This is a genomic window from Mesorhizobium sp. WSM4806 (genome assembly GCF_055811635.1).
In genome coordinates, this window is the sequence record NZ_JBVVQZ010000002.1 from 168,788 (window position 1) to 193,404 (window position 24,617).

The following is a 24,617-nucleotide window of genomic DNA, read 5'->3' on the forward strand; positions in this document are numbered from 1 at the left end:
GATCCTTCACGCCCCCCTCTGTCCTGCCGGACATCTCCCCCACGAGGGGGGAGATCGGCCTTCGCCAATCGTGGGAATGCAGGAAAGCCCCGGCCGTCCCTTACGCCGCGGCCAGCAGGCTGGCATTGCCGCCGGCAGCCGTGGTGTCGACGCAGACGGCGCGCTCATGCGCATAGGCGGCCGGGTTGAGCACTTCGCTGACCAGCGGCACGATCGGGCCGGCGCGATCGGCGATCACCTTGCGCACGATGCGAGCGGCCTCAGGCGTGCCGGAAAAGGCAACGACGTCGACACGCAGCGCGCGTGCCTCGACCGGGTCGGGCCGGCCGTCAATGGCCGCCAGCGGCAGGCCTTTGCCGGTCAGTGATGACAGTGCTGCCGGCGCACCCGGCGCGACGGCCAGCACCGCATTGCCGGCGGCGAGCGCCTGGATGGTCTGGGCAAGCAGCGTGTCGGCGTCCGGTCCGAGGCAGAGCACGCGGCCGCGCGGCGACAGCGACAGCGTGTTGGCCTCGCCGGTCGGTCCGGGCAAATCGACCTGGCCGAAATCGATGCTTGCGGCAGCACCGATGGCCGCAGCACCCTTGCCGCGCAAATGCTTCCTCAGCACCGCCACCCGATCCGCCCGCGTCGACCAGCCGCCAAGCGTCGGGTCCGGCAGATTGTCGGCAAGTTCGGTCGCCGTCACCTTGCGGCCGTCAAGAACAGGCGTGCCCGCCTGCGGCCCCTTGCGGAACCGCCTGAGATAGTGCGGCCCGCCGGCCTTCGGCCCGGTACCGGAAAGTCCTTCGCCGCCGAACGGCTGAGAGCCGACCACGGCGCCGATCTGGTTGCGGTTGACATAGATGTTGCCGGCATGGATGCCGTCGACGAAATGCTGGGCGCGGCCTTCGATGCGGGTGTGCAGGCCGAAGGTCAGGCCATAACCCTTGCGGTTGATCGCGGCGATGACCCCGTCGATATCGTCGGCGTCGAAGCTGGCGACATGCAGCACCGGCCCGAACACCTCGCGCTCGATGTCCTCGATGCCCTTAACCCGAAACACATGCGGCGCCACGAAGCGGCCCGGCTTCGGCGCTTCGAGCTTGGCGATCAGCCGGCCTTGCAGGCCCATGTCGGTGCAATAGTCGCGGATCGATTTTTGTGCCTCCTCGTCGATGACTGGCCCGACATCGGTCGAGATCCGCCAGGGATCGCCGACGCTGAGCGCTTCCATCGCGCCTTTCAGCATGTCCAGCATCTTCTTCTCGACGTCCTTCTGCACGTAGAGCACGCGCAGCGCCGAGCAGCGCTGGCCGGCGCTCTGGAAGGCCGAGGCCAGGATGTCGCGCACCGCCTGCTCGGGCAGCGCAGTGGAATCGACGATCATCGCATTCAACCCGCCGGTCTCGGCGATCAGCATGGCGTCGGGCGCGGCAGTCTCGGCCAGCTGCTTCTCGATCAGCTTGGCGACGTCGGTCGAGCCGGTGAAGCAGACGCCGGCAATGCGCGGATCGGCGGTCAGCGGGCCGCCGACCGAGGGACCGTCGCCGGGCAGAAGCTGGATGACGTCTTCCGGCACGCCGGCTTCGCGCAGCAATTCGACCGCACGGAAGGCAATCAGCGGCGTTTGCTCGGCCGGCTTGGCGATGACCGAATTGCCGGTGACGAGTGCTGCCGCAATCTGGCCGGTGAAGATGGCGAGCGGAAAATTCCATGGCGAGATGCACGCGATCACGCCGCGCGCCTCAGTTCCCGTTTCGGCATTGGCCGCCTCGATCGCGTAATAGCGCAGGAAATCGACCGCCTCGCGCACCTCAGCGACGCCGTCGGCCAGGGATTTGCCGGCCTCGCGTGTGGCGAGCGCGAAGAATTCGATGGCGTTGGCCTCATAGAGGTCGGCCGCGCGGTTGAGGATGGCGGCGCGCTCGGCGACGGCGCGCTTCGCCCAGGCCGGTTGCGCCTCCATGGCGATGCGCATGGCGGTCGCAACCTGTTTGGCGGTAGCCTCGCTGACCGTGCCGACCACTTCCTCGGGCTTTGCCGGATTGACCACCGGACGCTGATTGCCGTAGCCGGCGGCACGGGTGATCGGCCTGGCGTGCCAGCGGTCCGGCCCGGCGAATTCAGCCCTGGCCTTGTCGATCGCGGCCAGCGTCACCGGATCGGTGATGTCGAACCCCTTCGAATTGCGGCGGGCAGCACCGAAGATCGCCGACGGGCTGGGAATCGCCGGATTGGCGGCCGGCCTCTGTTTCTCGACGGTTTCGAGCGGGTCGCGGGCAATATCCTCCGGCTCGACCTCCTCGTCGGTGAGTTGGTGGACGAAGGAGGAGTTGGCGCCGTTTTCGAGCAGCCGGCGGACCAGATAGGCAAGCAGGTCGGAATGCGCGCCGACCGGGGCATAGATGCGGCAGCGCGTGCCCTCGGCCCGCCGCACCGTCTCGTGCAGTGCCTCGCCCATGCCGTGCAGGCGCTGGAACTCGAAGGAGTCGCGATCGCCGGCCATCGACAGGACGGCGGCGACGGTGTGGGCGTTGTGGGTGGCGAATTGCGGATAGATGCGGTCGGTCATCGACAGCAGCTTTTTCGCGCAGGCCAGATAGGACACATCGGTGTTGGCCTTGCGGGTGAACACCGGATAGCCGTCGAGCCCGAGCGCCTGCGCCCGCTTGATCTCGGTGTCCCAATAAGCGCCCTTGACCAGCCGCACCATGATGGTGCGGTCGTGCTTCTTCGCCAGCGCATAGAGCCAGTCGATGACGAAGGCGGCGCGTGGACCGTAGGCCTGGACGACGACGCCAAAGCCGTTCCAGCCGGCGAGCTCCGGCTCGGCCAGCACCCGCTCGATGATTTCGAGCGACAGGTCGAGGCGGTCGGCCTCCTCGGCGTCGATGTTGAGACCCATGCGCGAATGGCGCGCCGCCAGCGCCAGCGACAAAAGCCGCTCGGCCATCACAGGCAGCATCTTTTCCTTCTGCGTCGCCTCGTAGCGCGGATGCAGCGCCGACAGCTTGACCGAGATGCCGTGATTCTGGCGGATGTCGGGGCCGTTGGCGCCGGCATCGAGCGACGAGATGGCGTCGGCATAGGCCTTGAGATAGCGCAGTGCGTCGGCCTCGGTGCGAGCCGCTTCGCCCAGCATGTCGAAGGAATAGAGATAGCCTTTCTGGGTCATCGGCCGGCCGCGCTTGACGGCCTCGGCAATCGTGCGGCCGAGCACGAACTGCTCGCCCATTTCGCGCATGGCGGCGGCGACCGCCCTGCGGATGACCGGCTCGCCCAGCCGGCGCACCATGGCGCGCAGCGTGCCTTCGATGCCGTCCTCGCCTTCATCGAGCACCCGGCCGGTCAGCATCAGCGCCCAGGTCGACGCATTGACGAAGATCGAGCTCGAGCCGCCCGAATGCGCCGACCAGTCGTGCGGCGCGATCTTGTCGGCGATGAGGTCGTCCATCGTCTCGGTGTCCGGCACCCGCAGCAGCGCTTCGGCCAGGCACATCAGCGCGACGCCCTCCTTGGTGGACAGGCCGTAAGCGGACAAAAAGACTTCCATCAGCCGCGGATCGGACGAGCCGCGCACCGCCCGCACCAGATCGGCGGCGCGGGCCGAGATTGCCTTGCGCTCTTTCGTCGAAAGGCCCGTCGCCTCGGCCAACCGCTTCACGGCCTCGTCTTCGTCAGGCAAGTAATTGGCACGGATCTGCTGGCGGATGGCTTCGAGCGCTGGCATGACGGTCCTGTGGAGCGAGCATCAGTGAGCGGTCCGGCGGTCACCGGACCGAATGACGCAAGCTAGCACAAAGCGTGGTTTCGATCGGTCCAAAGAAATCGACAGGAGAGGTCGATTGATCTATCATTTGGGCGGATTTCCTCCAATTTGACCAGATATTTGATGACAGAAGACCAATTGGACCGCATCGACAGGAACATCCTTTCGGCGCTGGGCAGCGACGGCCGGCTTTCGATGTCGGAACTCGCGGCAAAGGTCGGCCTGTCGAAGACGCCGGTGCAGGCGCGGGTCAAGCGGCTGGAAAAGGACGGCATCATCCGAGGCTACCAGGCGATCGTCGACCGTGAGCGGATGGGCGAAGGCCATGTCGCCTTCGTCCAGGTGAAACTGTCGGACACCCGCTCGGCCGCGCTCGACGCCTTCAACCGCGCCGTGCAAGCGGTGCCGGAGATCGAGCAATGCCACATGATGGCGTCGAGCTTCGACTATCTGCTGAAGGTCCGCACCACCGACATCGCCGCCTACCGCCGCGTGCTTGGCGAGCGCATCTCCGCTCTGCCCCACGTCGCCCAGACCTCGACCTTCGTGGCGATGGAGACGGTCAAGGACCGGTAGTAAAGCGCTGATGCATTGACGTCGGCGGGACAGCGCCCCCTCTGTCCTGCCGGACATCTCCCCACTTGGGGGAGATCGGCGGCTTCGGCGACAGTACCCCTTTTCTTGAATGTTGAAAATTGGCGAAAGCCGAGGGGCAGCCAATCTCCCCACTCGTGGGGGAGATGTCCGGCAGGACAGAGGGGGGCGCGAAGGATCGCTACCGAGCAGCTGGTCCCTCACTCCGCCAGCGTCTTCAAGAACGCCACCAGTGCCGCGCGCTCGCGGTCCGAAAGCTGCAGCGGGTGGATCTCGGATACACCCTCGACACTGGCAGGCGCCTTCGAATAATGCGCCACAACCTCCTCGAGCGAGGAAAACTGCCCGGCATGCATGTAGGGCGCACGGGTGGCGGCGCCGCGCAGCGACGGCGTCTTGTAGGCGCGGACGAGTTCCGGCCCGGCCTTGACCATGAAGCGCAGCTCGCCGCAGGCGCTGGCGCCACCATCGCGAAACGCGCCGAAACAGTTGAACGGATCGGCCTCGACTTGGCGTACCGCGTCTATGCGGCCGCGATCCGGCGGCAGGTTCGCCACCGACGGCACGCCGGTGTTGTGAAAACCGCCGTCCGTAAAACGCGGCCCGTTATGGCAGGTCACGCAATTGGCCCTGCCGATGAACAGCTTTAGCCCGAGGATTTCTTCGGGCGACAAGGCATCGCCGCCTTGCGGCGCCTGTATACGGGTATCCAAAGCGGCGGCGAACCGGTCGAAGCGCGTCTGCGGTGGCGCGATCGATCGCTCGAAGGCGGCGATCGCCTTGCCGATATTGGCGAAGACGCGGTTGACGTCCTCGGCTTGCGCATCGGACATGGCATTCCAGGCAGCCTTCTCGGCATCGCCGCCGAGCGGACTGGCATTGGCCGGCACATTTGAAAGGTCTGGCAGCGGCCCGAAGATGCGCTCGTAGCGCTCGCCGAATCGCGCCTTGATATAATGCGCGTAGGCGGCGCGGTTGCCGGCCTGCTCCAGCGGATTTTCCAGCGGCGCCAGCGCCTGCGCCCAGAGACTGTCGCGCCGCCCGTCCCAGAAGAACCATGCGTCATGTACAACGCCGGCCAGCGGCATGGTGCGCCGGTTGGTGCGGCCGACACCGACCGCTCGCGGCAGATCGTCCTGGAACTGCCGGTCGATCTTGTGGCAGGTCGAGCAGGAAACCTTGCCGTCGCCGCTCATCCCGGGGTCGAAAAACAGCGTCGCGCCGAGCGCGGCGGCAGCCGGCACGTCGGCGAAGCGGTTGGTGGTGTCGGTTTTCAGCGGCGGCAGGGCTGACAGCGCCAGCGAGGCGATGGTCTTCTTTTCGGCATCGGAAAACTCAGGCTTGCCGCAGCCGGCAAGCACAGCCATCGCCAGCAGCGCGAAAAGTCGCGGAAAGCGGTTCATCTTGCTCCAGCGCTCAGAGCAACACATTGAAGACCACCGTGTCGGATCCGGCCGCCGCGGAAATGGCGAAATGCAGTTGCCACAATCCGCTCATTGTGAATTTCACCCCGCCGATGCGATAGCGGCCATCGCCCAGATAATCGGTCGCATGCGGGCTGGTTGGCAGACCGTGCCTGTGCTGCGGCATGCCGCCGGATATCGAGATCGCAGCGCCCTCCACCGGGGTGCCCGCATTTGTCTTCAGGGTCAGCAGCCAGGATTGCAGCTCGCCTTGACGGACAACGCCCCGCTCCGGCTCGAAACTGGCTACGAACAGGCCGTTCGCCGTCTCTTTCGAACGGGCAATCTCGGAGCCGGCGAGCCGAGGCGCTTGCGGCGCGGTCACATAGACGGCGGCGAGAATGCCGGCCAGCAAGGCAGCCAGACCAACACCTGCCAGAACGTTGCGCCATAACGATGCCAAACCGTTTCCTCTTCCGGATATAACGCCCGCTGGGTAGATTTGCGTCCCGCCGCTTAGTTGAGAAAACGCCGCTGGCGCAAAAATCCTCTGCCGCCAAGCATGGCGCTGCCGCTCGCAAAAAGCTACAGCACCGGGTCTTTGGTTTGTGCATGTCGTGATCCCAAAACCGCCGCGCAGGCTGTGGGCGACATGCACCAGGAGAGAGAGTACATGGCAGGAAACGGCGTCGCTTCGATCGGTGAATGCATGCTCGAGCTTTCAGGCCAAGCCGGGCCGAACTGGCGCATGGGCTTTGCCGGCGACACGTTCAATACGCTGTGGGCGCTGCATGCGCTGAGCGGTGACCGGCCAGCGACCTATGTGTCGGCGTTCGGCGACGACCCGTTCTCGCGCGACCAGAGCGATTTCTTCGCGCAAAACGGCATCGGCATCGGCGCCAGCCCGATTATACCAGGCGCCCGGCCTGGCCTCTATGCAATCACGCTGACCGGCGCCGAACGCTCCTTCACCTACTGGCGCGGCGACGCAGCCGCGAGACAGCTTGCATCCGACGCGGCCGCTTTGGCGAAAAATCTTGAAAATCAGGCGCTTGTTTACTTTTCCGGAATCACTTTGGCAATTCTGGACGACGCCGCGCGCAAGACACTTTTGGCGGCGGTGGCCAAGGCGCGCGCCGCCGGAACGCTTGTCGCCTTCGATCCCAATTATCGGCCGCGGCTGTGGCGCCGGCGCGAGGAAGCACAGACCGCGATCCTCGATGCGCTGGCAGTCTCTGACATCGCGCTGCCGACCTTTCCCGACGAGCAGATGCTGTTCGGCGACGCAGCGCCGCAGAAAACCTCGGAAAGGCTGCGAAAGCTGGTCGGCGAAGTCGTTGTCAAGAACGGCGAGGAGCCGGCGCTGATCGCCGCAGACGGCACCCTGCAACCGGTTCCGGCCGTGCATGTCGCCGCCCCCGTGGATACGACCGGCGCCGGCGATTCCTTCAATGGCGCCTATCTCGCCGCCCGGCTTGCCGGCGATGCCCCAACCGAGGCCGTGTTGCGCGCGCATCGCGTCGCCGCCGCCGTCGTCCAGGTGCGTGGCGCGCTGGCGCCATTCGAGACGTTAAGGGCAGCGTTCGGGGATTAGAACCGACAACCGCCGACAAGCTCGCAGCCCAGGCGCTCGCTATCCGCGCTTTTCGATGACGCCGTACAGGACGTTGCGGTTCTCGCCAAAGAACACCTGCGCCTCGACGGTGTTTCGATCGACGCTGGCATTGATGATGTTCCACATATCGGCCTCCGACCGCAGCAGCAACACCCAGTTCATGAATGTCTCCCAATACCCGGCGTCAGGGTTGCCTTCTGCGTAGTTCGCAAACAGGAAGGTCCCGTTCGGCTTCAACATCTGCAGGCAGGTTTTCGTGAGCTTCACGGCGACGTTGTGCGCAAGGTAGTCGTAAAGGCCGGAGGCGTAGATGAAGTCGAACTTGCCAAGCTTGTGGCCCCGCGTGAGCACGGTTCGCACCGAGCCGTCGATGGCCTCTACCGCAGTGCCCTGGAAGTCGCGCGTGATCAATCCAACGCTCTGAGGGTCCTGATCGAGTGCAACCCAGCGCTTGAGACGGCCCTCCTGTAATGCGGCCGAGCGATTGGCCTCCCTTAAATGGCCGGCCGCAATCGCCAGGACCTCGGTTTGCGGTCCATTCCTGGTCGCAATCTTATCGACATAGCGGGTCAGAAGATCACGCCGTTCCCGTGCCGCGATGGACGACGGCACATCCTTGGTATGCATGTAGAGCGCCTTGCCGATCTCCGAGGCGTTTGCCACGCTCTCCGCCACGTGCGGATCGCAATAGATGTAGTCGAGCAACTGCGCGTCGCCGGAATAACCTCTGGGCTTGTCATGGGACCACCGCGTGAGCGGATCCTCAAGAAAGTACTCCAGGACCGGGTGGTTCTGCACCACCGGTATCAATGCCTGCCAGACGTCGGGATGAACCTTGGAACGCGTCGCGCTGAGGTACGACGTCACACGACGAATGATCTCGGCGGGGTCCTTTCGTTGCTCGATTTGCTGGTGTGTGGTGTGGAGAATGAGCGCAAGCTCGACGCGAGCGGTTTCGAACGCTTCGCTATGAGGCTCGAGCTTTTTTTGAGGGAGACTGGCGGCGATCATCTCGGCAGTAATCAAACTTTTGCCATCGAGGATGGTTGCCACCGCAGAACTCCATAATCACATTTAACTAGATATCGTTACATATTGCGTAAAATTTTATCTTTGCCAAGACACATGTCAGGCATTTTAGCGGTGTCGTTAAATTCCCGCCAACCATGCTGGTTTTTTGGACGCCTTGCGGGTCGGATTCCAGATACGAGTTAACCCAAACCTATATGCGCGACTGCATATTGCTTGCGAGGCGCCGCAATTCGCTGTCGCGCCTGAGGAGTCGGCCGGCGTGGGGGTAGAAGCTAGAAATGAGTTCGGCATACAAAGCCCCGTTCAAATGGGGCTTAGGGTGACGAACGAATACGCGTCATCCGCATTGGCCGATATGGCCCATGCGGAACCGCTTGAGCGGCGCTACGAGCGACGGTCCGACGAACTCCGCAGCCTCTACTGGGAGGAAGGCCAGGCGAAGCGAAGGATGGACGCCAGGCCGGGGCTTTGGATCGCCGTCGCCATCTATCTCATGTTTTCGGCAACGGATCTGCTGCTGATTCCGGATGTGGCACTCTATACGATCACGGCGCGCTTCGCGGTCGGAGTGACTGCGCTGTTGACCCTGGAAGCACAACTTCGCCGGGGGGTCGGAACGGAATGGATTGACGTGACTTGCGCCGCAGCCATCATCTTTGGCTATGTTGGTTGGTTGTCCCCAGCGGTTATGGCCGCGGACAAGGAAAGCGTCTCTTATTATATGGTCTTCGGTACTATCTTCATGATGGGCGCCAATCTTTTCTTCACATTCAGGTTTAATCTATCCATCGTAACTTCTGCTATAATTTTGTGTGTACTATACACCGTGAACTATTTCGTACCTTCTACGCTAACATACAAAATAGTACTAGGAATTTTTTACATTTCGTGCTTCATATTCACGTCGTATGTAAACTGGAGGTTAAACGAGGAACGTTACAACGTCTTCCTGAACGCCTTGGAAGCTAAAATCCAGCACAAGGAGGCCACCGAGCGCGGACAGGCGCTCTTGAATCTGTCGAGAACCGATCCGCTTACCGGTCTGGAGAATCGGCGTGCGATCGACGAGAAGCTGCGCGACTACTGGAGCGACTGGCAAAGGCATGGCAGCGGTTTTGTGGCGATCCTCATCGACGTGGACTTCTTCAAAAGGTTCAACGACTACTACGGACATCAGGAAGGCGATCGCTGCCTGATACTTGTCGCCAATGCCCTTGCCGAAATGATCAAGCAGCACAATGGTTCAATCGGCCGCTACGGCGGGGAAGAATTCATTGTCCTGGCTCGCATGGAGAAAAGGGAACAGGTCGCAGGTCTTGCCGAAGCCATTCGAAGCACGGTGGAGAACCTCGCGCTTCCCCACCAGCAGCGCAGAGACGGCACCTCGGTGGTGACGGTGAGCGTCGGCGCTGCCTTCACCAGGGCGCAGACTGGCGCCAAGCTGGAGAAGATCGTCCACGAGGCCGATCGTGCGCTCTATCTGGCGAAAGCAGGCGGTCGCAATTGTACCTGGCTGTTCGATCCAAACGATCCCCAGAGCAGCGACGAGAGCGAGAACATTGCGGCTTTGCTGAAGATCGCGATCGGCCAGGATCTCGTTTCACTCGTCTACCAGCCGATCCAGAACGTGGCGTCTGGCCGGGTTGAAGCCGTCGAGGCTCTGATGCGCCTCAAAATGCTGGACGGTACATCGGTTCCGCCGAGCCTGTTCATTCCTGTTGCGGAACGAACCGGCGCGGTCCTGGAGCTCGGGCGCTGGGCCATAAGGACAGTGTGCACCGAGCTCTTGGCGGACGATCACGTCCGTGTCGTCAGCGTCAACGTCTCTCCAATTCAGCTCAAGACGCCCGGCTTCGCAGCTTCGGTTGCGACGATTTTGAGCGAGACCGGCGTCGCCGGCAGCAGGCTGGCCCTCGAAATCACCGAAGGGCTGGAGATGGAGATGCACTCCGACGTTCTGCGCTGCATCAGCGACCTGAAGCTGCTGGGGGTCAGGGTATGGCTTGACGACTTCGGGACAGGCTTCGCGGGCCTCTCATGGCTTCGTCTCATCGATTTCGATATGGTGAAGATCGACCGCTCGTTCCTGCATGACTGCGGCACCCCAAGGGGCAAGGCGATGCTGCAAGACATCATTGCCCTGGTGCGAAATCGCGGCCATAAAATCCTGGTCGAAGGGGTGGAAACCGACGAGCAGCTGGCCCTGATCCGCGAATTCGACATCGATAAGATCCAGGGCTTTCACGTCGGCCGACCTGCTCCCGCCGCCAATTTCCGCACGAAACCGGCCGCTTACAAACGCACATTGTCGATCGTCAAGTCCGCATGAATGGCGGCGAGCGGCTACCGCCAGCCGTCGTCGCCGCGCTTCCCTCAGCAATGGTCCAGCGGCAATGTCTCGGGCCCGGATATCCGGATAGCCGATCGACCGTCGCCGCCGTCTATCTCAGCGGATCAGGTCTGGCTCATTGCTTCGTGCTCGCCTCCCGGAACGCCGCCTCTCCGGCCTCCGAAACCTCGGCCCACTTCTTGTCGGCTGCCGGATCCGGGGCGTAGCTGTCGTGCCAGTTCCACCATTTGTAGGCCGGGGTCTGGGGATAGCCTTCGGGCGAGTCCTCCCAGGAGGCGATGGAGCCTGGCTTTCAGGCGGTCGTCGACTGCATGCTGGGGGCCGGCTGGACGCGGGGAGATCTGCTGTTCGCCGGCTGCGCCGCCGCCGCGCACTGGCCGAACAACTGGCGATCATCGCCATCGTTTCGCGCGGCGATTCCAAGGAAATCAGGAAACAGATCAAGCAGCTGTCGAGGGACTAGGGTCAAAACTCAATCAGCCGGTGATCGACAATGACCGGGATGGAAGGCGGCCCGTCGTTGGACGTTCCCCACCACGACAGATACGCGCTCGGGCATCTCTTTAGGGCAGCCATAGCCGCACTTCCACCCATCGCTTACCTCATGCGGGCATCAATGACCCGCATGATCGCGACCGCAGTGCTCGTGTTCTGGGTGCCTTCTGTAGTAGCGCCTTTAGCGCAGGCCCAAACATCGCCCTTCTTGACTGTGAACTTTTCTTTGTTGTGAACGACCGAAAGTTCTCCCTCAGTCATGTGGCAGAGCATGTCGTTCGTCATCATGTTGTCCGGCGTCTTCGCCCCGGGTTGGATAACAACATCGCGTAGCATGACCGTTTTATAAGCTGGTATGACCGAAGCCCGCTCACCAAGCGCTACAACTCTGACACCGGGGCCGATCTCCTTGCCCTCATCGGGGCCGTAAGTCTGTGCGGCTGCTGGGGTCGCCCAAGCGATCAGTGGCGTCGCGGCTACTGTAAGACCGAGTGCAAATGTGGATCTACGATTGACGGCTTCCATTGCTTCCTCCCTATCAAAAGTTGGTCGGAAAGGTAGGCCAACAAGTCAAGGATGAGCGTTGCGGCCCAAAGTCAACTGATCTTCCGTTGGGTTTTGAGCCTAGGGCCGGATGGATAACTGCCTGACGACACGAGGAACTCGGAGTGCGAATTGTTCTTGGCGTGACAGCGGTGCGTGACGCTAGTGAACCCGGCTTAACCCACTGCATCGTCGGCGCTTCTTCATCTCCTTGGGCGCCTCGCCGGCATGCTGGAGGCCCTTCCACAGCCGCTTCCAACTCAGTGAAGGCGGCGCGGCTCCCGCAAAAGGAAACGCCGAGGTCGAGGCGCAGCTCGCAATTGCACGCTCCATGATCCGCGCCGGCCGGCCACTCTAGAATCATAACTAGCGGACTTCGCGTCTTAGGCTACTCGGAACCGCTTAATGCCGCCGCGGTCCAGAAGCCAGCGCAATGGCACCAAAGGCGGTTATAATCTCACGCCAGACCATTTCCGGAACCTAGTCAGACATTCCAAGGCAGCCTGCAACAAATCGCCTCCCGTCGGCATCCGTTTGCGGCGGTCATGGTTCACCTGCGACCGAATCTGGACACGGCGCAGAGCCAGGACTACTGTCTACCCAATGAGCAGGTTCGTCCGCATCCTCGCAGTCGTCTTCCTCGCGGCCTTCGCCCTCGGCACGGCGGCGCATGCCGCGGCTTTGACGGACATGTCCCTGAAGATGTCGATGGCTGAGATGGACGGCGACATGCCCGACTGCCAGGACTGTCCCGGCGATGACGGTGAGACGTCGGCATGCGACCAGTTCTGCGTTACCTCGCTTGTCGCGATCTGCACGCCTGCCGCGGCCGAGCTGCCGCATTTCGCCGGTATCGTATCCTTGCCTCCCGGAGAACCGTCCGACGGCCGCACCGGTCCGCCCGAGCCCTATCCTCCCCGAACCACCTTCCTGAGCTGACACGGCCGCGGCATCCGCTCGCGACTGACCCGTCGACGCGCCCGGCTACGTCCGCGCGTCAAAAAAGCCTATTCCGGAATGGTTGATCCAATGCCCTATCCACGTGTGCCGGCGCTGACGCGTCGAACCTTCCTCGCATCGGCCGCCGCCGTTTCGGCGGGCGTGGTGCTTCCACCGCGATCCGACGCCGCAGGCCTTCGCGAGTTCCGGATCCGCGCCGGACCGGGACGCGCCCAGATCGCGCCAGAGCCGCATGGCGATACCCCCATCTGGTGCTATGACGGCAGCCTGCCCGGTCCGGAAATTCGCATCCGCCAGGGAGAACACCTGCGGGTGGCGGTCGAGAACAAACTCAACGAAGAGACGACGGTGCACTGGCACGGTTTGCGAGTCCCGAACGCGATGGACGGCGTGCCGCACCTCACGCAGGCGCCGATCTGGCCCGGCGAGACCTTTGCCTACGAGTTCGATGCCGTCGACGCAGGCACCTTCTGGTACCATCCGCACCATCGCAGTTTCGAGCAGGTCGGCAGAGGCCTCTACGGCCCGCTGATCGTGGAGGAAGCCGATCCCATCCGGGTCGACCGCGAAGTCACATGGGTGCTGTCCGACTGGCGGCTGACCAAAACCGCCGAGATGCGGGAAGACTTCGGCAACCGCCATGACATGATGCACAACGGCCGGGTCGGAAACACGGTCACGATCAATGGCCGCGTGCCGGATGTCTTTCAGGTGCGAAAGGGAGAACGCATCCGGCTGCGGCTGATCAACGCCGCCAACGCCCGCATTTTCGGCCTCGACTTCGGGAACCATCAGCCTGCCGTCATTGCGCTGGACGGGCAGCCAGTAGAGCCGCATGCGCCGGAAGGCGGGCTGGTCGTGCTCGGGCCCGCGATGCGCGCCGACCTCACCCTCGACATGACGGCTGACGCCGGAAGCCGGGTTTCCGTGATCGACCGCTTCTACGAGGGCCTCGAATACCGCCTGGTCGACCTAGCCTATGCCGGTAATCCGCTCAGGCAGGCGACTCCCGACTGGCCTGTCGCCCTCCCGCCCAACCCGCTGCCGGAGCCGGACCTTGCATCGGCCGTCCGGCACGAGGTCACCTTCAACGGCGGCATGATGGGAGCCATGGTCATGCAGGAGATGGGCGGCAGCATGGGCGACACGCGCAAGCATTCCCCCGGCGCCGTTGGCGGCATGATGGGCAGCATGGGCGGCATGATGAACATGATGCACTCCGGCGGCATCTGGTTCATCAACGGCATCGCGGCGGAAGGGCACGTCATGGACCCGATGCTGACGCTTGCGCGGGACAAGAGCCATGCCATCGCGATGACCAACGCGACGGCCTGGCATCATCCGATCCACCTGCACGGCCATTCCTTCCGGGTGATCTCCCGGAACGGCAAGCCGAGCAAGCACCGCGAGTGGCAGGACACGGTGCTCATGTCTCCGCGCGAGCGGGTGGAGATCGCCCTCGTTGCCGACAATCCGGGCGACTGGATGCTCCATTGCCACATACTCGAACACCAGGCCGCCGGGATGATGGGCGTCTTCCGCGTCGCCTGACCAATCCCTCAAAAGGAGAACCGAAAATGCGTACTATCCTGAATGCCGTCGCCCTCGCTTCCTTCGTCTGGGCTGCCGTCCCGGCGCTCGCGGGCGAGAAGGACGTCACCCTCTACAAGAACCCGCAGTGCGGCTGCTGCGAAGGCTATGCCGAGTACCTGCGGGAGAACGGCTTCACCGTCACCAGCAAGGCCACCCACGACCTCGCCGAGATGAGCCGCGAGGCAGGCATCGCGGACGAATTCCAGGGCTGCCACCTGTCATTCGTGGACGGCTACGTCGTCAGCGGCCACGTCCCCGTCGGCACGGTCAAGAAGCTGCTCACGGAGCGGCCCGACATCAAGGGCGTGACGCTGCCCGGCATGCCAATGGGCTCGCCGGGAATGAGCGGCACCAAGGAAGCGCCGTTCGAGATGCTGGAGATCACCAAGTCTGGCAGCGTGGGCGGCGTATACGCGCGGGAATAGGCCTGCAACGAGACGCGGAAAAGGAGCCGACAACGATGGACGGCGGAATGATGGAAGGCATGGGCGGCATGATGCTGGGCATGGGTGTGGGCTGGCTCCTGCTCGCAGTTGCGCTCGTTCTCGCGGTCGCGACCTTGGTGAAGTACCTGTTCTTCAGCGGCCGCAAATGAGCAGGCAGGCTGTTATCCTCGGCTTCGCGGCGCTCTTGGGAGTTGCCGCCCTCGCCTTGATCTGGTCGTTCGGAGCAAGCGAGGCCGCGGCAATTGCGCGGGGACGGCAGCTCTATTCCGCGAACTGCGCTTCCTGCCACGGGGCCAGCCTCGAAGGCCAGCCTGACTGGAAGAGGCAGCTTCCCTCGGGACGCATGCCCGCCCCGCCGCACGATGCGTCCGGGCACACCTGGCACCACCCGGACGGGGTGCTGTTCCGGATCACCAAAGAGGGTCCAGCCGCCGTGGTGGGCAACGGGTACGCTAGCGACATGCCGGGATTCGAGGACATTTTGAGCGACGAGGAGATCCGCGCCGTTCTCGCCTTCATCAAGAGCACATGGCCGGAGCGGGAGCGCGCCTACCAGTCGGAGATGAGCCGCCGCGAGCAGGAAAAGACGCAGTGAAGACGATCCCGTCGGCGCTGATACTTACCGTCGTTGTGGCCGTGGGCAACGCGCACGCGCAGGAACCGACAGTGATGCCGCTGCACGAGGAGCCGCAGCCCTTGCCCGAGCTCATCCTCGCCGACGAGGCGGGAGAGCCGCAATCTCTCGACGATTGGCGCGGCAAGATGGTGCTGCTCAACGTCTGGGCGACCTGGTGTGCGCCCTGCCGGGCCGAAATGCCCACGCTCAACCGCCTTCAGGGGCGGCTCGGCGGCGAGGGATTCGATGTCGTCGCCCTTTCGGTGGGCCGAGCGGGAGCCGGCGCAGTCCGGAAGTTCTTCGACGAGATCGGGGTCAAACTCCCCGTCTTCATCGACCAGGACGGGACTGCGATCCGCGCTTTGGGACTGTTCGGCCTGCCAGCCACGCTTCTGATCGGCCCCGACGGAAACGAGCTCGCGCGACTCGCCGGACCCGCCGAATGGGACACCCCCGAGATGGTTTCCTTCTTCGAAGGGATCATCGTACGAGAACTCGACCAAACCGGAGAACGGAGATGAACAGAAAAACACTTCTCGCCGCGATGGCCGTCACGTCTGTCCTCGCGCTTCCCGCATTTGCCCATCATCCGGGCGCCGATCTCGACAGGCTTATGGGCAGCGAGAGAAGTATTTCCAGGCGATCGACGCTCCCGCAGCGCCGGGATTCGATCTGGCCGACGACGAAGGCAATCCGGTCCGCCTCTCGGACTTCGCCGACAAGGTCGTTGTACTCAATTTCATGTTCGCGAGTTGCACCGACGTCTGTCCGCTGCACTCCGACCTGATCGCCCGCGTCCAGGCGATGGTCAACGAAACGCCCATGAAGGACGTGGTGCAGTTCCTGACGGTGACGACAGACCCGAAGTCAGACACGCCCGAGGTCATGAAGGGATACGGCGAAGCGCACGGGCTCGACCCGCGCAACTGGACCTTCCTGACCACCCGCGAAGGGCAGGCGGAGGATGCGACGCGCAAGCTGTCCGAGCAATACAACGTCCGTTTCGATCCGCTCGAAGGCGGCCAGCAGATGCATGGCTTGGTGACGCACGTGATCGACCGCGGCGGGCGCTTCGCGGCCAAGTTCCACGGCCTCAGGTTCGATCCGCTGAACCTGGTCATGTACGTCAATGGGCTGACGAACAGCGTGAATCGGCCGTGATCAATTGACTTGATCCAGCACTACCGCCGGACGCCCTCCGAGGTTGTCCGGTTGGGGGAACAACACGGCAACAGCGCAGGGATCGCTCATGAGCCGCCGCGCCAGCGCCGCTGGGAACAGGATTCCTGCGTTTCGACGCCGCCGCCGTCTATCTCAGCGGATCAGGTCTGGCTCATTGCTTCGTGCTCGCCTCCCGGAACGCCGCCTCTCCGGCCTCCGAAACCTCGGCCCACTTCTTGTCGGCTGCCGGATCCGCGGCGTAGCTGTCGTGCCAGTTCCACCACTTGTAGGCCGGGGTCTGGGGATAGCCTTCGGGCGAGTCCTCCCAGACCTCCTGCCGGCCCAGCGGCGTGATGTCGAGATAGTTCCAGGTGCCGCCCATCTGCTCGTCGCCGCGGTTGTTGATGAAGTAGGTGCGGAACACGCGATCGCCGTCGCGGATGAACACGTTGTGGCCGTGCCACTCGTCGACGCCGAAATCGGCGTCGAAGCTGTCGGTGAGGGTGAACCATGGTATCTCCCAGCCCATCCGCGCCTTCAACCGCGCGATATCCGCCTGCGGCGCACGCGAGACGAAGACGAGGGTGATGTCACGGGCGTTCAGATGGGCGAGGTGGGCAACCTGGTCGGCCACCATGGAGCAGCCGCGGCAGGCATGGTCGGGCCAGCCGAACACTCCCGGCTCGAAGAAGGCGCGGTAGACGATCAGCTGACGCCGGCCGTCGAACAGGTCGAGCAGGCTCACCTTCCCGTCGGGCCCCTCGAACGCATAATTCTTCTCCACCGCCATCCACGGCATCCGCCGCCGCTCGGCGGCCAGCGCGTCACGGGCGCGGGTCTGGGCCTTTTCCTTCACGAGCAGCTGCTCGTGGGCCGCTTCCCACTCCTGCGGCGACACCACCGGTGGCGTGCGCATGGCAGTCTGTCCGCTTTTCCGTTCGCTCTCGGCTACTGAAGTCATGGCTTCCTCCTGATCTGGGCGCGCGCCTCGTCGCTGAAGCGCGGCTCATTCGCTGCTCATCGCTGGTTGTTGGGCCTAAAATAGTTTGGCACCGGAAAACGACCAGTGGGAGTAACAAGTGTGACGCTATTATCCCCTCGGCGCGTTGAACCGCGTGGCGTGGCGCGACGGTGCTCCCGCCGCATGCCCGGGGCGCTGGCGCCATTCAAAATTTTGAGGGCAGCGTTTCGAAGATTGGGCTCAAACTCAAATCAGACTGGCTGCCGCCAATGGCCGAGAACCTTGCTGCTTGAACTGGTCGGCGGGAACTAGCAAAGAGCGCCATAACGGGCATCCGACACTGAACGCAAGAGCGGACGTTGACTCTGTTCTCCGCTACATCAACCCCACCAATCTACCGTCCACCGGGCTATGTCGAAGACGAACGGTGGAGATCGACTCGCGCCACGGCGTAGGCGTCAAGAGAGATGAATTGGTCATCCAACCGTCTTCCGGGACTTTCCATGAAGTTCGGATCGGCTGCCGCCCGCTCGAACTGGTCGGCAGCAAGAAGAGCAATGCGGGCGCTGTTCGGCGTATCCGAAAGCTGCACTGATTGCTTTTTGGCAGTAAGATTCGAGAGCCACAGCGTCGTGCGCCCGTCTTTTTCGGCCGCGATCGCCGCGATGCTGTCAGCTCCGGAAGTTGCCACGGACAGCAGGGTGGCCCCACTGAGTTTTGAGAGGCCTGCCATGACATGGAAAGCGGGATACACCATTCGGCCATCCTGTTCGTCAAACCACGGCTGCACGAAATCGGCCTTCCTGTAGACGTATCCGAACGGGCCGGTGAAGTCGCCGAATGCGACGGCCTCGATTCCCTCGCGCGCGCAGGCCGCGAAATAGCCGACTGTCCAAGCCGCATTGAACAGGCCGCGCTGCCGAGGATCGATGCGGCTCAGACAGACGCGACCGTTCGCTTCATTCGGCGCAGTGGACTTGCCGTAGGGGTTCTCGCGGCAGCCTAGCTGACTGGGACCTATACGCAGGGGCAAGCGGTCGCCCATGAAAGCACGGGTAGAGCGGATCAGATGGGGGATAGCCTGAAGCGTCTCCATTACGGAGACATCATCTGCTGCGTGCACGTTTGGACAGGTGGTGAAGGTTGCGTAGTCGAGCGCTCCGCTTGGCGGACGCTTGCGGTTTAGCTCGGTGAAGTATGCGGCCATGCCGCCGCCCAGCGGCACCCCGGGGAAAGCCCGGCGGGCGGCGGCGTAGTTTTGCTCGAAGGTGGGCATCGCCGGCCACGGTGCTCCCGGCTGCACCGACTTCATGTCCTGCGCCGGAAAGACGGAGACAGCTTCTGGATTGAGGCGAAGGCTTTGGACAGCATCCGCGAGAGGCGCCAATTCGCCGAAAGGATCAAGCGTGCCCTTGGTGATGATCTCAAGTACGACGCCAGCGCCGGTCAACTGTGCCAGGGCGGTGTAACCTTCAAGTTCATCCTGGCCGTGCCCGAACCGGAGATCGACTTGGCAGACCACCCACTGCGGAGCCAATGGTCGAATGAGCTCGGCGACTTCAAACGCGTGCTTCGCCTCGTCGGCAGCGACGCCGATGCCAATGCGGGGCACTCGACCGATGGCTCTGCCAATCGTCAGGTTGATGGATGGATCGGGGTTTTTGGAAGACCCGGCAGGGAGCGTTCCCAACAGCTGAAGTCGGACGGCCTGCGTGAATTTCTCGCCTTTCGGCAATCTGTAGGGCCACGGGCGACGCAGGGGACGGACATAGGTTTTGTAGGAGGCGTCGGACCAATTGCGCTGGTCCTCCATTTCAAAGGCGTCACCTTCCATGGTGCACGTGGCCCAGATTCCAGGCACGATCTCGTGCGAAAGCGCGCGAATGTCGGTGAACGGACACCTAGGATCGATGTAGTCCGGAAAAAGCGAGAGTTTTTCGCGACCGTCCTCGTGCAGCACCTTTACCGGCTTGCCGGCCAAACCCTCGATCGGATGCAGCACGACGAAGCCGGTTCTGTTGGTCAATACGTCAGTTTCGGGCTCCGCCTCCACCACAAACGACAGCGCACCGTCGCTCCCGCCTGCGATCCGCGCCTGGTAGACCAGCCGACCGCACGCACCGGCGCATGTTCCACGATAGGCGACGCTGAACGCATCCGGCTTTTCATCGATCTGAAGGTCATCGAGAACGGGCGTCTCGGTTCCCCAGTTCTCGTCCCGTACGAGAAATGAAATCCCGCGCAGAACCTCGACCCCGCCGATCCGCACATAGCGTATCGCCCCATTGTCAAACTCGACCGACAAGGGTCCCGCGCGCAGTGTCCGCAACTGCGGATCGACCTGTTCGGTCCCACACAAGCGGATTGCTCGAGGTGCTGCCGTGGTCAAATCGCTCTCTCGGTCTTGGCGTCGAAAATCGAGGCCCGGTTCATGTTGATGTCGATCGGCAGTCTCTCGCCGGGACGACTGACGTCGTGCGCCTGCAGTTCCGCCATCACCGGCGCGCCGGCCAGGCGGAAGGTCGCATAGCTGCGCGAGCCGGTCGGCTGCAGCAGGTCGATCGTTGCGTCGTAGCGAAACGTGCCCTGCGCAGGTGTCGCAGCATGCGCGCGCGTCAGATGTTCTGGCCGCAGTCCAAGCAGCACCGCCTGTCCGTCAATGGCGCCATTCAGGCTCCGGCCGCGGGCGACCGGAAGCAGCGCCTCGGAGAGCCGGATGGCGGCAGCGCTGCCGTCCAACTTCAGCGTGCCCGGCAGGAAGCTCATCCGCGGCGAACCGAGAAAGCCAGCGACGAAGGTCGAGGCGGGGCGCTCGAACAGCTCGAGCGGCGCGCCCTGCTGCTCGATCATTCCGTCGCGCATCAGCACGATGCGGTCAGCCAGAGTCATCGCTTCGATCTGGTCATGGGTGACGTAGATCATCGTTGTCGCAATGTCCTGGTGAAGGCGCTTGATCTCGCCGCGCATCTCGTCGCGAAGCTGCGCGTCGAGGTTGGACAGCGGCTCGTCGAACAGGAAAATGCGCGGGCTGCGGACAATGGCGCGGCCGATGGCGACCCGCTGGCGCTGCCCGCCGGACAATTGGCGCGGAAAGCGCCCGAGCAGCGGGGTGATGCCAAGCATGCGCGCCGCCTCGGCGACGCGCGTCTCCACCTCCGATTTCGGCATTTTTCGCGCCTTTAGGCCGAAGCCAATGTTTTTCGCCACGTTCATGTGGGGATAAAGCGCATAGTCCTGGAACACCATCGCCACGTCACGGTCGCGCGGTCGGAAATCGTTGACCACTTCGCCGCCGATCTCGATCGTGCCTTCCGAACTCTCCTCCAGCCCTGCAATGGTCCTCAGCAGCGTACTCTTGCCACAGCCGGACGGGCCGACCAGCACGGTGAACTCGCCGTCGCGAATGTCCAGGTCTATGCCGCGCACGGCATGGAAGGCGCCGTAGCGCTTGTGCAAGCCGGTGATCCTGACTTCGGCCATGCCGACCCTTTCTATCCGCGAACAGCGCCGAGCGTGAGCCCGCGCACGAGATGTCGTTGGGCAAGTACTCCCAGCGCGATCGACGGTACGAGGGAGACGATGGCCAGGGCTGCCGCCTCGCCATATTGCGCGCCCTGGAAACCGATGAAGGCGCGAAACACCGTTGGCAGCGTGAAAGCAGTGCGGCTGGTCAGAATCAGCGCGAAGAAGAACTCCGTCCAGCAGGCGATGAAGGCGAAGACCGCCGCCGCGACGATGCCTGGCGCGGCGAGCGGCACTGCGACGCGCCAGAACGCCTCCCACCGCGTGCAGCCGTCGACAAGGGCCGCCTCCTCCATCGATTTCGGCATGCCGCGGAAATAAGCGAACATCATCCATACCGACACCGGCAGCGTGAACACCGTATAGGCGATGATCAGGCCAATATGCGTGTCGTAGAGGCCAACGCCGCGGTAGATCAGGAACACCGGCAGCACGATGCCGATGGGCGGCAGGAAGCGCTGTGACAGCACCCAGAACGACAGATGCTGGCCGCCGGTGTTGTAGCGCGCCAGGCTGTAGGCCATCAGCGTGCCGAACAGGGCCGAGAGCACCGTTGCCGACAGCGAGATGATCAGGCTGTTGATCAGCCCGTCGAGGCCGCGATAGGCGAACAGCGCAGCTTCATAGTGGACAAGGGTGGGTGCGGTTGGGAACCAGACGGGCGGCACGGTGAGATAGTCGTCGCTCGGCTTGATCGAGGTGTTGAACATCCAGTAGAGCGGCCACAACACGAAGACCAGGAAGAAGCCGAGCAGCAGGATGCGGCCGACCGGTATCGACCGGCGTTTCGGGCGACGGACAGGCGCGACGGCCGCCATCAGACCGGCTCCGTCTTCAAAAGCCGTCGCACCAGCAGCATTACCACGAGCGCGGTGAAGATCAGGAACAACCAGCTTCCGGCGGTCGCCTGCGACAGATGGAATTGGGTGAAGCCGACCGTGTAGAGATAGTAGGAAGCGGTGTAGGTCCGCGTGCCTGGCCCGCCGCCGGTCATGATGAAAATAGTATCGAACATGCGGATTGCATCGAGCAGCCGAAAGGTCAGCGCCAGCAGCATCATTGGCGCAAGATGCGGCAGGGTTATCGCCCAGAACGCTTGCCAGGCATTGACCCCGTCGAGTTCCGCCGCCTCGTAAAGGTTCGGGGGAATGGCGGTAAGCCCGGCGAGCAGGATGACGAACATGAACGGTGTCCACTGCCAGACATCGGCGATGATCAGCGAAACATAGAGCCATGGCGATTCGGTCATCCAGCCGATCGTCACCTCCTGCCCCAGAAGTTGCGTCAAGATGTAGTTGGTCGGCCCGAACGGCCGCTGCAGCAGCAGCGTCCAGGCCTGGCCGACGATGACCGGGCTGATGAACAGCGGCACGATCAGGATCGACATGATCACGCCGCGGCCCGGAAAGCTGCGAACCATGGTCAGCGCCACGAGAAGTCCGAGAACGAATTCGATAGCGACGCTAATCCCCGACAGCCACGCTGTCAGCAAAAGCGACCAGCGCGCGACGGGATCGAACACGACGCGCTCGAAATTCTTCAATCCGACAAAGGCGTGGCCCGGCACCTGGAAATCATAGTTGATGAAAGACACGACCAGCGAGAACAGCAGCGGATAGACCGAGAGCGCCAGGATCAGCAGTACTGCTGGCGCCACCAGCAGCCATTTGAAGTGGCGGTCCGCCCAATTTGCGAAGCCCGACAGCCGTGGCGGGGCGCCGGCGGCCTTCAAGCGACTGATGGTTGCGGTATGCTGCATCGATTACATCCCAAAACCTGCCTGGCGGTTGCGACGAGGTGTTGCGGACCAAGCGCCCGCAACACCGATTTTGGTCAAGAATGCCGGCCGGCGTCCCTGAGGCAGGCCGAACTCAGAGGGTGACCGCCATGCCGAGCTTCTCCACCGTGTTGTCGGCAGTAGCGCCCGGCAGTTTCAGGAACTCGGTGTAGAATGCCTTCTGCGAATCCACGCCGAGCCGGTCGGTCGTCTCATTCCACTCGGCCGCCGCTGTTTCTAGCGACGCCTTCGGATCCGCACCGGCCCACACAGCTGTGCACATGCGGTCGATGCTCAGGAAATAGTCCTGCGCGCCTGGCATGATCGGGTCGAGGAGGCCGACATTGGCCGAGTTGTTAAGATTGCTCAGATACTCCTTGGCGCTCGGGAACAGCGCGCCGTAAAGCTCGGATTTGAAGTGGGAGATGCGGTAGGGATCGCGCAGGGCGTAGGGCAGCATGCAGCGCGCAAGCGAGACGGGTGGCGAGCAGGCCCATTGCATGAAAAGGTAGGCCGCTTCGGGGTTCGCCGAATCCGCCGACAGCGCCTTGTTGTAGCCGGTCGCATGTTCAGGATTGCCGGGCACGACCGCGTAGCCGACCTTGCCGGCGATCTGCGATTGCGGGATGAAGTTGATTGCGGTGGCCGACTGCGAATAGTTCGCGGCCATGCGGCCAGACGGCGGCCAGGAGTAGATCATCGCTACCTTGCCGGTCAGGAACGCCGCCCACAGCGAGACGGCGTCGAGTTCATTGTTGCCGGGAATCGACGCCGCATTGGCTGCAATCATGTTCTGCAGCGTCTTCACGCCGGCATCCGAAACCAAGCCGGCCTTCATGTCGTCGCCGAACAGTTTTCCACCGTTGGCGCGGTACTGCTGCAGAAAGTCGAACTGGTTGCCGGGACTGCCCGCCTTGCGGAAATGGCCAGCGCCATAAACGTTCGGCGCCATCTGGTCGGTGATGAACTGGGCGATCTGGGCATATTCCTCCCAGGTCTTCGGCGGCGCCAGCTTGGCGTTGAACTTGGCCTGGTAGGCCTCCACCATCTTCGGATCCTCGAAGATGTCCTTGCGGTAGTAGAGAGCGAACATGTCGCCGTCGTCGAAGAAGCCCCAGATCTTGCCCTTGTAGGTCGGCAGCGCCTTGTAGAGCGGATGATAGTCCTCGAGGTCGGCCGGGTTCATGTATTTGGCGATGTAATCGTCGAGAGGTGCGATGACGCCGCCATCGGCCAGCGACGGCGTCCAGGCTGGCGAGATGTCGAGGACGTCATAGGCGCCTGAGCCGGCAATGTGCTCGGCAACGGCCTTGGAGTACTGGTCCGGGTTCGACAGTTCGACCACGTTCGACTTCATGCCCGTAAGCTGCTCCCACATCGGTCCACTGAAATTGCGCGGGTCGAGAGCCTGCAGGCCTGCCTCGTAGGTCATGTTCAGCGTGACGCCCGAATGCGCCTTGGCCGCCTCGACGGCGCGGAAGGCGGAACCATCCGCCGGGCCTTCCATCGACGCCTTCATGGCCGCCGCCTGCGCCTGGCCGAGCGGTGAAGCGGCGTCTGCCAGTTCGAGCTTCTGCTGCGCCAGCGCCCAATCCGTCATCATGGCGAGGATCGGTCCGGACGCCGCCAGCATGCCGGTCATCTGGCCGAAGCGGGTTATGAAAGTTCGGCGGGTGGTTTCGCCGCGCATAAAGGCGTCGACCTCTGCTTCGAGGCCTGCCTGAAAGTCACGTTTTTCATGATCGTTCATAGAACTTGGTCCTCCCATTTTCGTTTGCCTTCACTCGTCCGCGGGCGC

The 24,617-nt window shown here is 63.2% G+C and carries 21 protein-coding genes and 1 pseudogene; 10 read left to right on the plus strand and 12 right to left on the minus strand.

The features are described from left to right. Positions 1-100: 100 nt before the first annotated feature. Entirely contained in the window at positions 101-3,712 is a 3,612-nt protein-coding gene (gene putA / locus AC0L2M_RS03510; protein WP_473534049.1) for a bifunctional proline dehydrogenase/L-glutamate gamma-semialdehyde dehydrogenase PutA, read from the minus strand. Between the two features lie 162 nt (positions 3,713-3,874). Between putA and AC0L2M_RS03515 the strand changes: the two genes are divergently transcribed. After that, positions 3,875-4,327, plus strand: a complete 453-nt coding sequence (locus AC0L2M_RS03515) for an Lrp/AsnC family transcriptional regulator (protein WP_023803583.1) — start codon at positions 3,875-3,877, stop codon at positions 4,325-4,327. A gap of 218 nt (positions 4,328-4,545) precedes the next feature. Here AC0L2M_RS03515 and AC0L2M_RS03520 read toward each other — a convergent pair whose 3' ends face one another. Further along, complete coding sequence (locus AC0L2M_RS03520) at positions 4,546-5,748, minus strand: cytochrome-c peroxidase (protein ID WP_473532307.1); 1,203 nt, start codon at positions 5,746-5,748, stop codon at positions 4,546-4,548. A 13-nt stretch (positions 5,749-5,761) separates the two neighbouring features. Beyond that, on the minus strand, positions 5,762-6,211 hold the full coding sequence (locus tag AC0L2M_RS03525; protein WP_023803581.1) for a FixH family protein: 450 nt from the start codon (positions 6,209-6,211) through the stop codon (positions 5,762-5,764). 210 nt (positions 6,212-6,421) lie between these two features. Between AC0L2M_RS03525 and AC0L2M_RS03530 the strand changes: the two genes are divergently transcribed. Continuing rightward, the gene (locus AC0L2M_RS03530) at positions 6,422-7,342 is read left to right on the plus strand and encodes a sugar kinase (RefSeq protein WP_473534050.1); all 921 of its coding nucleotides are present in this window, start codon (positions 6,422-6,424) and stop codon (positions 7,340-7,342) included. Positions 7,343-7,381: 39 nt separating this feature from the next. Here the strand turns inward: AC0L2M_RS03530 and AC0L2M_RS03535 are convergent, their stop codons facing one another. Continuing rightward, entirely contained in the window at positions 7,382-8,416 is a 1,035-nt protein-coding gene (locus AC0L2M_RS03535; protein WP_128166787.1) for a class I SAM-dependent methyltransferase, read from the minus strand. Between the two features lie 286 nt (positions 8,417-8,702). Between AC0L2M_RS03535 and AC0L2M_RS03540 the strand changes: the two genes are divergently transcribed. Further along, positions 8,703-10,724, plus strand: a complete 2,022-nt coding sequence (locus AC0L2M_RS03540) for a putative bifunctional diguanylate cyclase/phosphodiesterase (protein WP_128176810.1) — start codon at positions 8,703-8,705, stop codon at positions 10,722-10,724. A 136-nt stretch (positions 10,725-10,860) separates the two neighbouring features. Here the strand turns inward: AC0L2M_RS03540 and AC0L2M_RS03545 are convergent. Together AC0L2M_RS03545 and AC0L2M_RS03550 are read right to left on the minus strand one after the other, a co-directional pair. Further along, a pseudogene (locus AC0L2M_RS03545) lies at positions 10,861-11,016 on the minus strand (DUF899 domain-containing protein); the annotation flags it as partial. A 326-nt stretch (positions 11,017-11,342) separates the two neighbouring features. Further along, positions 11,343-11,765, minus strand: a complete 423-nt coding sequence (locus AC0L2M_RS03550; protein WP_287342679.1) for a hypothetical protein — start codon at positions 11,763-11,765, stop codon at positions 11,343-11,345. Between the two features lie 621 nt (positions 11,766-12,386). Here AC0L2M_RS03550 and AC0L2M_RS03555 point away from each other — a divergent pair. The 7 genes from AC0L2M_RS03555 (at position 12,387) to AC0L2M_RS03585 (ending at position 16,559) form a co-directional block, all read left to right on the plus strand. Beyond that, on the plus strand, positions 12,387-12,722 hold the full coding sequence (locus AC0L2M_RS03555; protein ID WP_023803574.1) for a hypothetical protein: 336 nt from the start codon (positions 12,387-12,389) through the stop codon (positions 12,720-12,722). Positions 12,723-12,812: 90 nt separating this feature from the next. Further along, a complete protein-coding gene (locus AC0L2M_RS03560) occupies positions 12,813-14,294 on the plus strand; it encodes a multicopper oxidase family protein (RefSeq protein WP_473534051.1) in 1,482 nt (493 codons plus the stop codon). A gap of 26 nt (positions 14,295-14,320) precedes the next feature. After that, positions 14,321-14,761, plus strand: a complete 441-nt coding sequence (locus AC0L2M_RS03565; RefSeq protein WP_023803572.1) for a DUF411 domain-containing protein — start codon at positions 14,321-14,323, stop codon at positions 14,759-14,761. A gap of 35 nt (positions 14,762-14,796) precedes the next feature. Beyond that, complete coding sequence (locus AC0L2M_RS03570; protein WP_023803571.1) at positions 14,797-14,931, plus strand: hypothetical protein; 135 nt, start codon at positions 14,797-14,799, stop codon at positions 14,929-14,931. Continuing rightward, on the plus strand, positions 14,928-15,377 hold the full coding sequence (locus AC0L2M_RS03575) for a c-type cytochrome (RefSeq protein ID WP_023803570.1): 450 nt from the start codon (positions 14,928-14,930) through the stop codon (positions 15,375-15,377). The genes AC0L2M_RS03570 and AC0L2M_RS03575 overlap by 4 nt, the downstream gene beginning before the upstream one ends. Continuing rightward, complete coding sequence (locus AC0L2M_RS03580) at positions 15,374-15,919, plus strand: TlpA family protein disulfide reductase (protein WP_473534052.1); 546 nt, start codon at positions 15,374-15,376, stop codon at positions 15,917-15,919. Before AC0L2M_RS03575 ends, AC0L2M_RS03580 begins: the two co-directional genes overlap by 4 nt. Positions 15,920-16,070: 151 nt before the next feature. Then, a complete protein-coding gene (locus tag AC0L2M_RS03585; protein ID WP_287229348.1) occupies positions 16,071-16,559 on the plus strand; it encodes an SCO family protein in 489 nt (162 codons plus the stop codon). Between the two features lie 172 nt (positions 16,560-16,731). Here the strand turns inward: AC0L2M_RS03585 and AC0L2M_RS03590 are convergent, their stop codons facing one another. The 6 genes from AC0L2M_RS03590 to AC0L2M_RS03615 form a co-directional block, all read right to left on the minus strand. Continuing rightward, entirely contained in the window at positions 16,732-17,520 is a 789-nt protein-coding gene (locus AC0L2M_RS03590) for a DUF899 domain-containing protein (RefSeq protein ID WP_473534053.1), read from the minus strand. A gap of 409 nt (positions 17,521-17,929) precedes the next feature. Further along, the gene (locus AC0L2M_RS03595) at positions 17,930-19,909 is read right to left on the minus strand and encodes a D-apionate lactonase family protein (RefSeq protein ID WP_473534054.1); all 1,980 of its coding nucleotides are present in this window, start codon (positions 19,907-19,909) and stop codon (positions 17,930-17,932) included. Continuing rightward, complete coding sequence (locus tag AC0L2M_RS03600) at positions 19,906-21,000, minus strand: ABC transporter ATP-binding protein (protein ID WP_473534055.1); 1,095 nt, start codon at positions 20,998-21,000, stop codon at positions 19,906-19,908. Before AC0L2M_RS03600 ends, AC0L2M_RS03595 begins: the two co-directional genes overlap by 4 nt. 11 nt (positions 21,001-21,011) lie before the next feature. Then, entirely contained in the window at positions 21,012-21,860 is an 849-nt protein-coding gene (locus AC0L2M_RS03605; protein ID WP_128246859.1) for a carbohydrate ABC transporter permease, read from the minus strand. Continuing rightward, positions 21,860-22,801, minus strand: a complete 942-nt coding sequence (locus tag AC0L2M_RS03610) for a carbohydrate ABC transporter permease (protein WP_287242094.1) — start codon at positions 22,799-22,801, stop codon at positions 21,860-21,862. The genes AC0L2M_RS03605 and AC0L2M_RS03610 overlap by 1 nt, the downstream gene beginning before the upstream one ends. 112 nt (positions 22,802-22,913) lie before the next feature. Further along, complete coding sequence (locus AC0L2M_RS03615; RefSeq protein ID WP_287059078.1) at positions 22,914-24,569, minus strand: extracellular solute-binding protein; 1,656 nt, start codon at positions 24,567-24,569, stop codon at positions 22,914-22,916. Between the last annotated feature and the right edge of the window lie 48 nt (positions 24,570-24,617).

Excerpts from the sequence above, each read along its gene's own strand:
- putA (WP_473534049.1), bottom strand. The coding sequence starts at position 3,712 with ATGCCAGCGCTCGAAGCCATCCGCCAGCAGATCCGTGCCAATTACTTG.
- AC0L2M_RS03515 (WP_023803583.1), top strand. The coding sequence starts at position 3,875 with ATGACAGAAGACCAATTGGACCGCATCGACAGGAACATCCTTTCGGCG.
- AC0L2M_RS03520 (WP_473532307.1), bottom strand. The coding sequence starts at position 5,748 with ATGAACCGCTTTCCGCGACTTTTCGCGCTGCTGGCGATGGCTGTGCTT.
- AC0L2M_RS03530 (WP_473534050.1), top strand. The coding sequence starts at position 6,422 with ATGGCAGGAAACGGCGTCGCTTCGATCGGTGAATGCATGCTCGAGCTT.
- AC0L2M_RS03540 (WP_128176810.1), top strand. The coding sequence starts at position 8,703 with ATGGGGCTTAGGGTGACGAACGAATACGCGTCATCCGCATTGGCCGAT.
- AC0L2M_RS03550 (WP_287342679.1), bottom strand. The coding sequence starts at position 11,765 with ATGGAAGCCGTCAATCGTAGATCCACATTTGCACTCGGTCTTACAGTA.
- AC0L2M_RS03555 (WP_023803574.1), top strand. The coding sequence starts at position 12,387 with ATGAGCAGGTTCGTCCGCATCCTCGCAGTCGTCTTCCTCGCGGCCTTC.
- AC0L2M_RS03560 (WP_473534051.1), top strand. The coding sequence starts at position 12,813 with ATGCCCTATCCACGTGTGCCGGCGCTGACGCGTCGAACCTTCCTCGCA.
- AC0L2M_RS03565 (WP_023803572.1), top strand. The coding sequence starts at position 14,321 with ATGCGTACTATCCTGAATGCCGTCGCCCTCGCTTCCTTCGTCTGGGCT.
- AC0L2M_RS03570 (WP_023803571.1), top strand. The coding sequence starts at position 14,797 with ATGGACGGCGGAATGATGGAAGGCATGGGCGGCATGATGCTGGGCATG.
- AC0L2M_RS03575 (WP_023803570.1), top strand. The coding sequence starts at position 14,928 with ATGAGCAGGCAGGCTGTTATCCTCGGCTTCGCGGCGCTCTTGGGAGTT.
- AC0L2M_RS03590 (WP_473534053.1), bottom strand. The coding sequence starts at position 17,520 with ATGACTTCAGTAGCCGAGAGCGAACGGAAAAGCGGACAGACTGCCATG.
- AC0L2M_RS03600 (WP_473534055.1), bottom strand. The coding sequence starts at position 21,000 with ATGGCCGAAGTCAGGATCACCGGCTTGCACAAGCGCTACGGCGCCTTC.
- AC0L2M_RS03605 (WP_128246859.1), bottom strand. The coding sequence starts at position 21,860 with ATGGCGGCCGTCGCGCCTGTCCGTCGCCCGAAACGCCGGTCGATACCG.
- AC0L2M_RS03610 (WP_287242094.1), bottom strand. The coding sequence starts at position 22,801 with ATGCAGCATACCGCAACCATCAGTCGCTTGAAGGCCGCCGGCGCCCCG.
- AC0L2M_RS03615 (WP_287059078.1), bottom strand. The coding sequence starts at position 24,569 with ATGAACGATCATGAAAAACGTGACTTTCAGGCAGGCCTCGAAGCAGAG.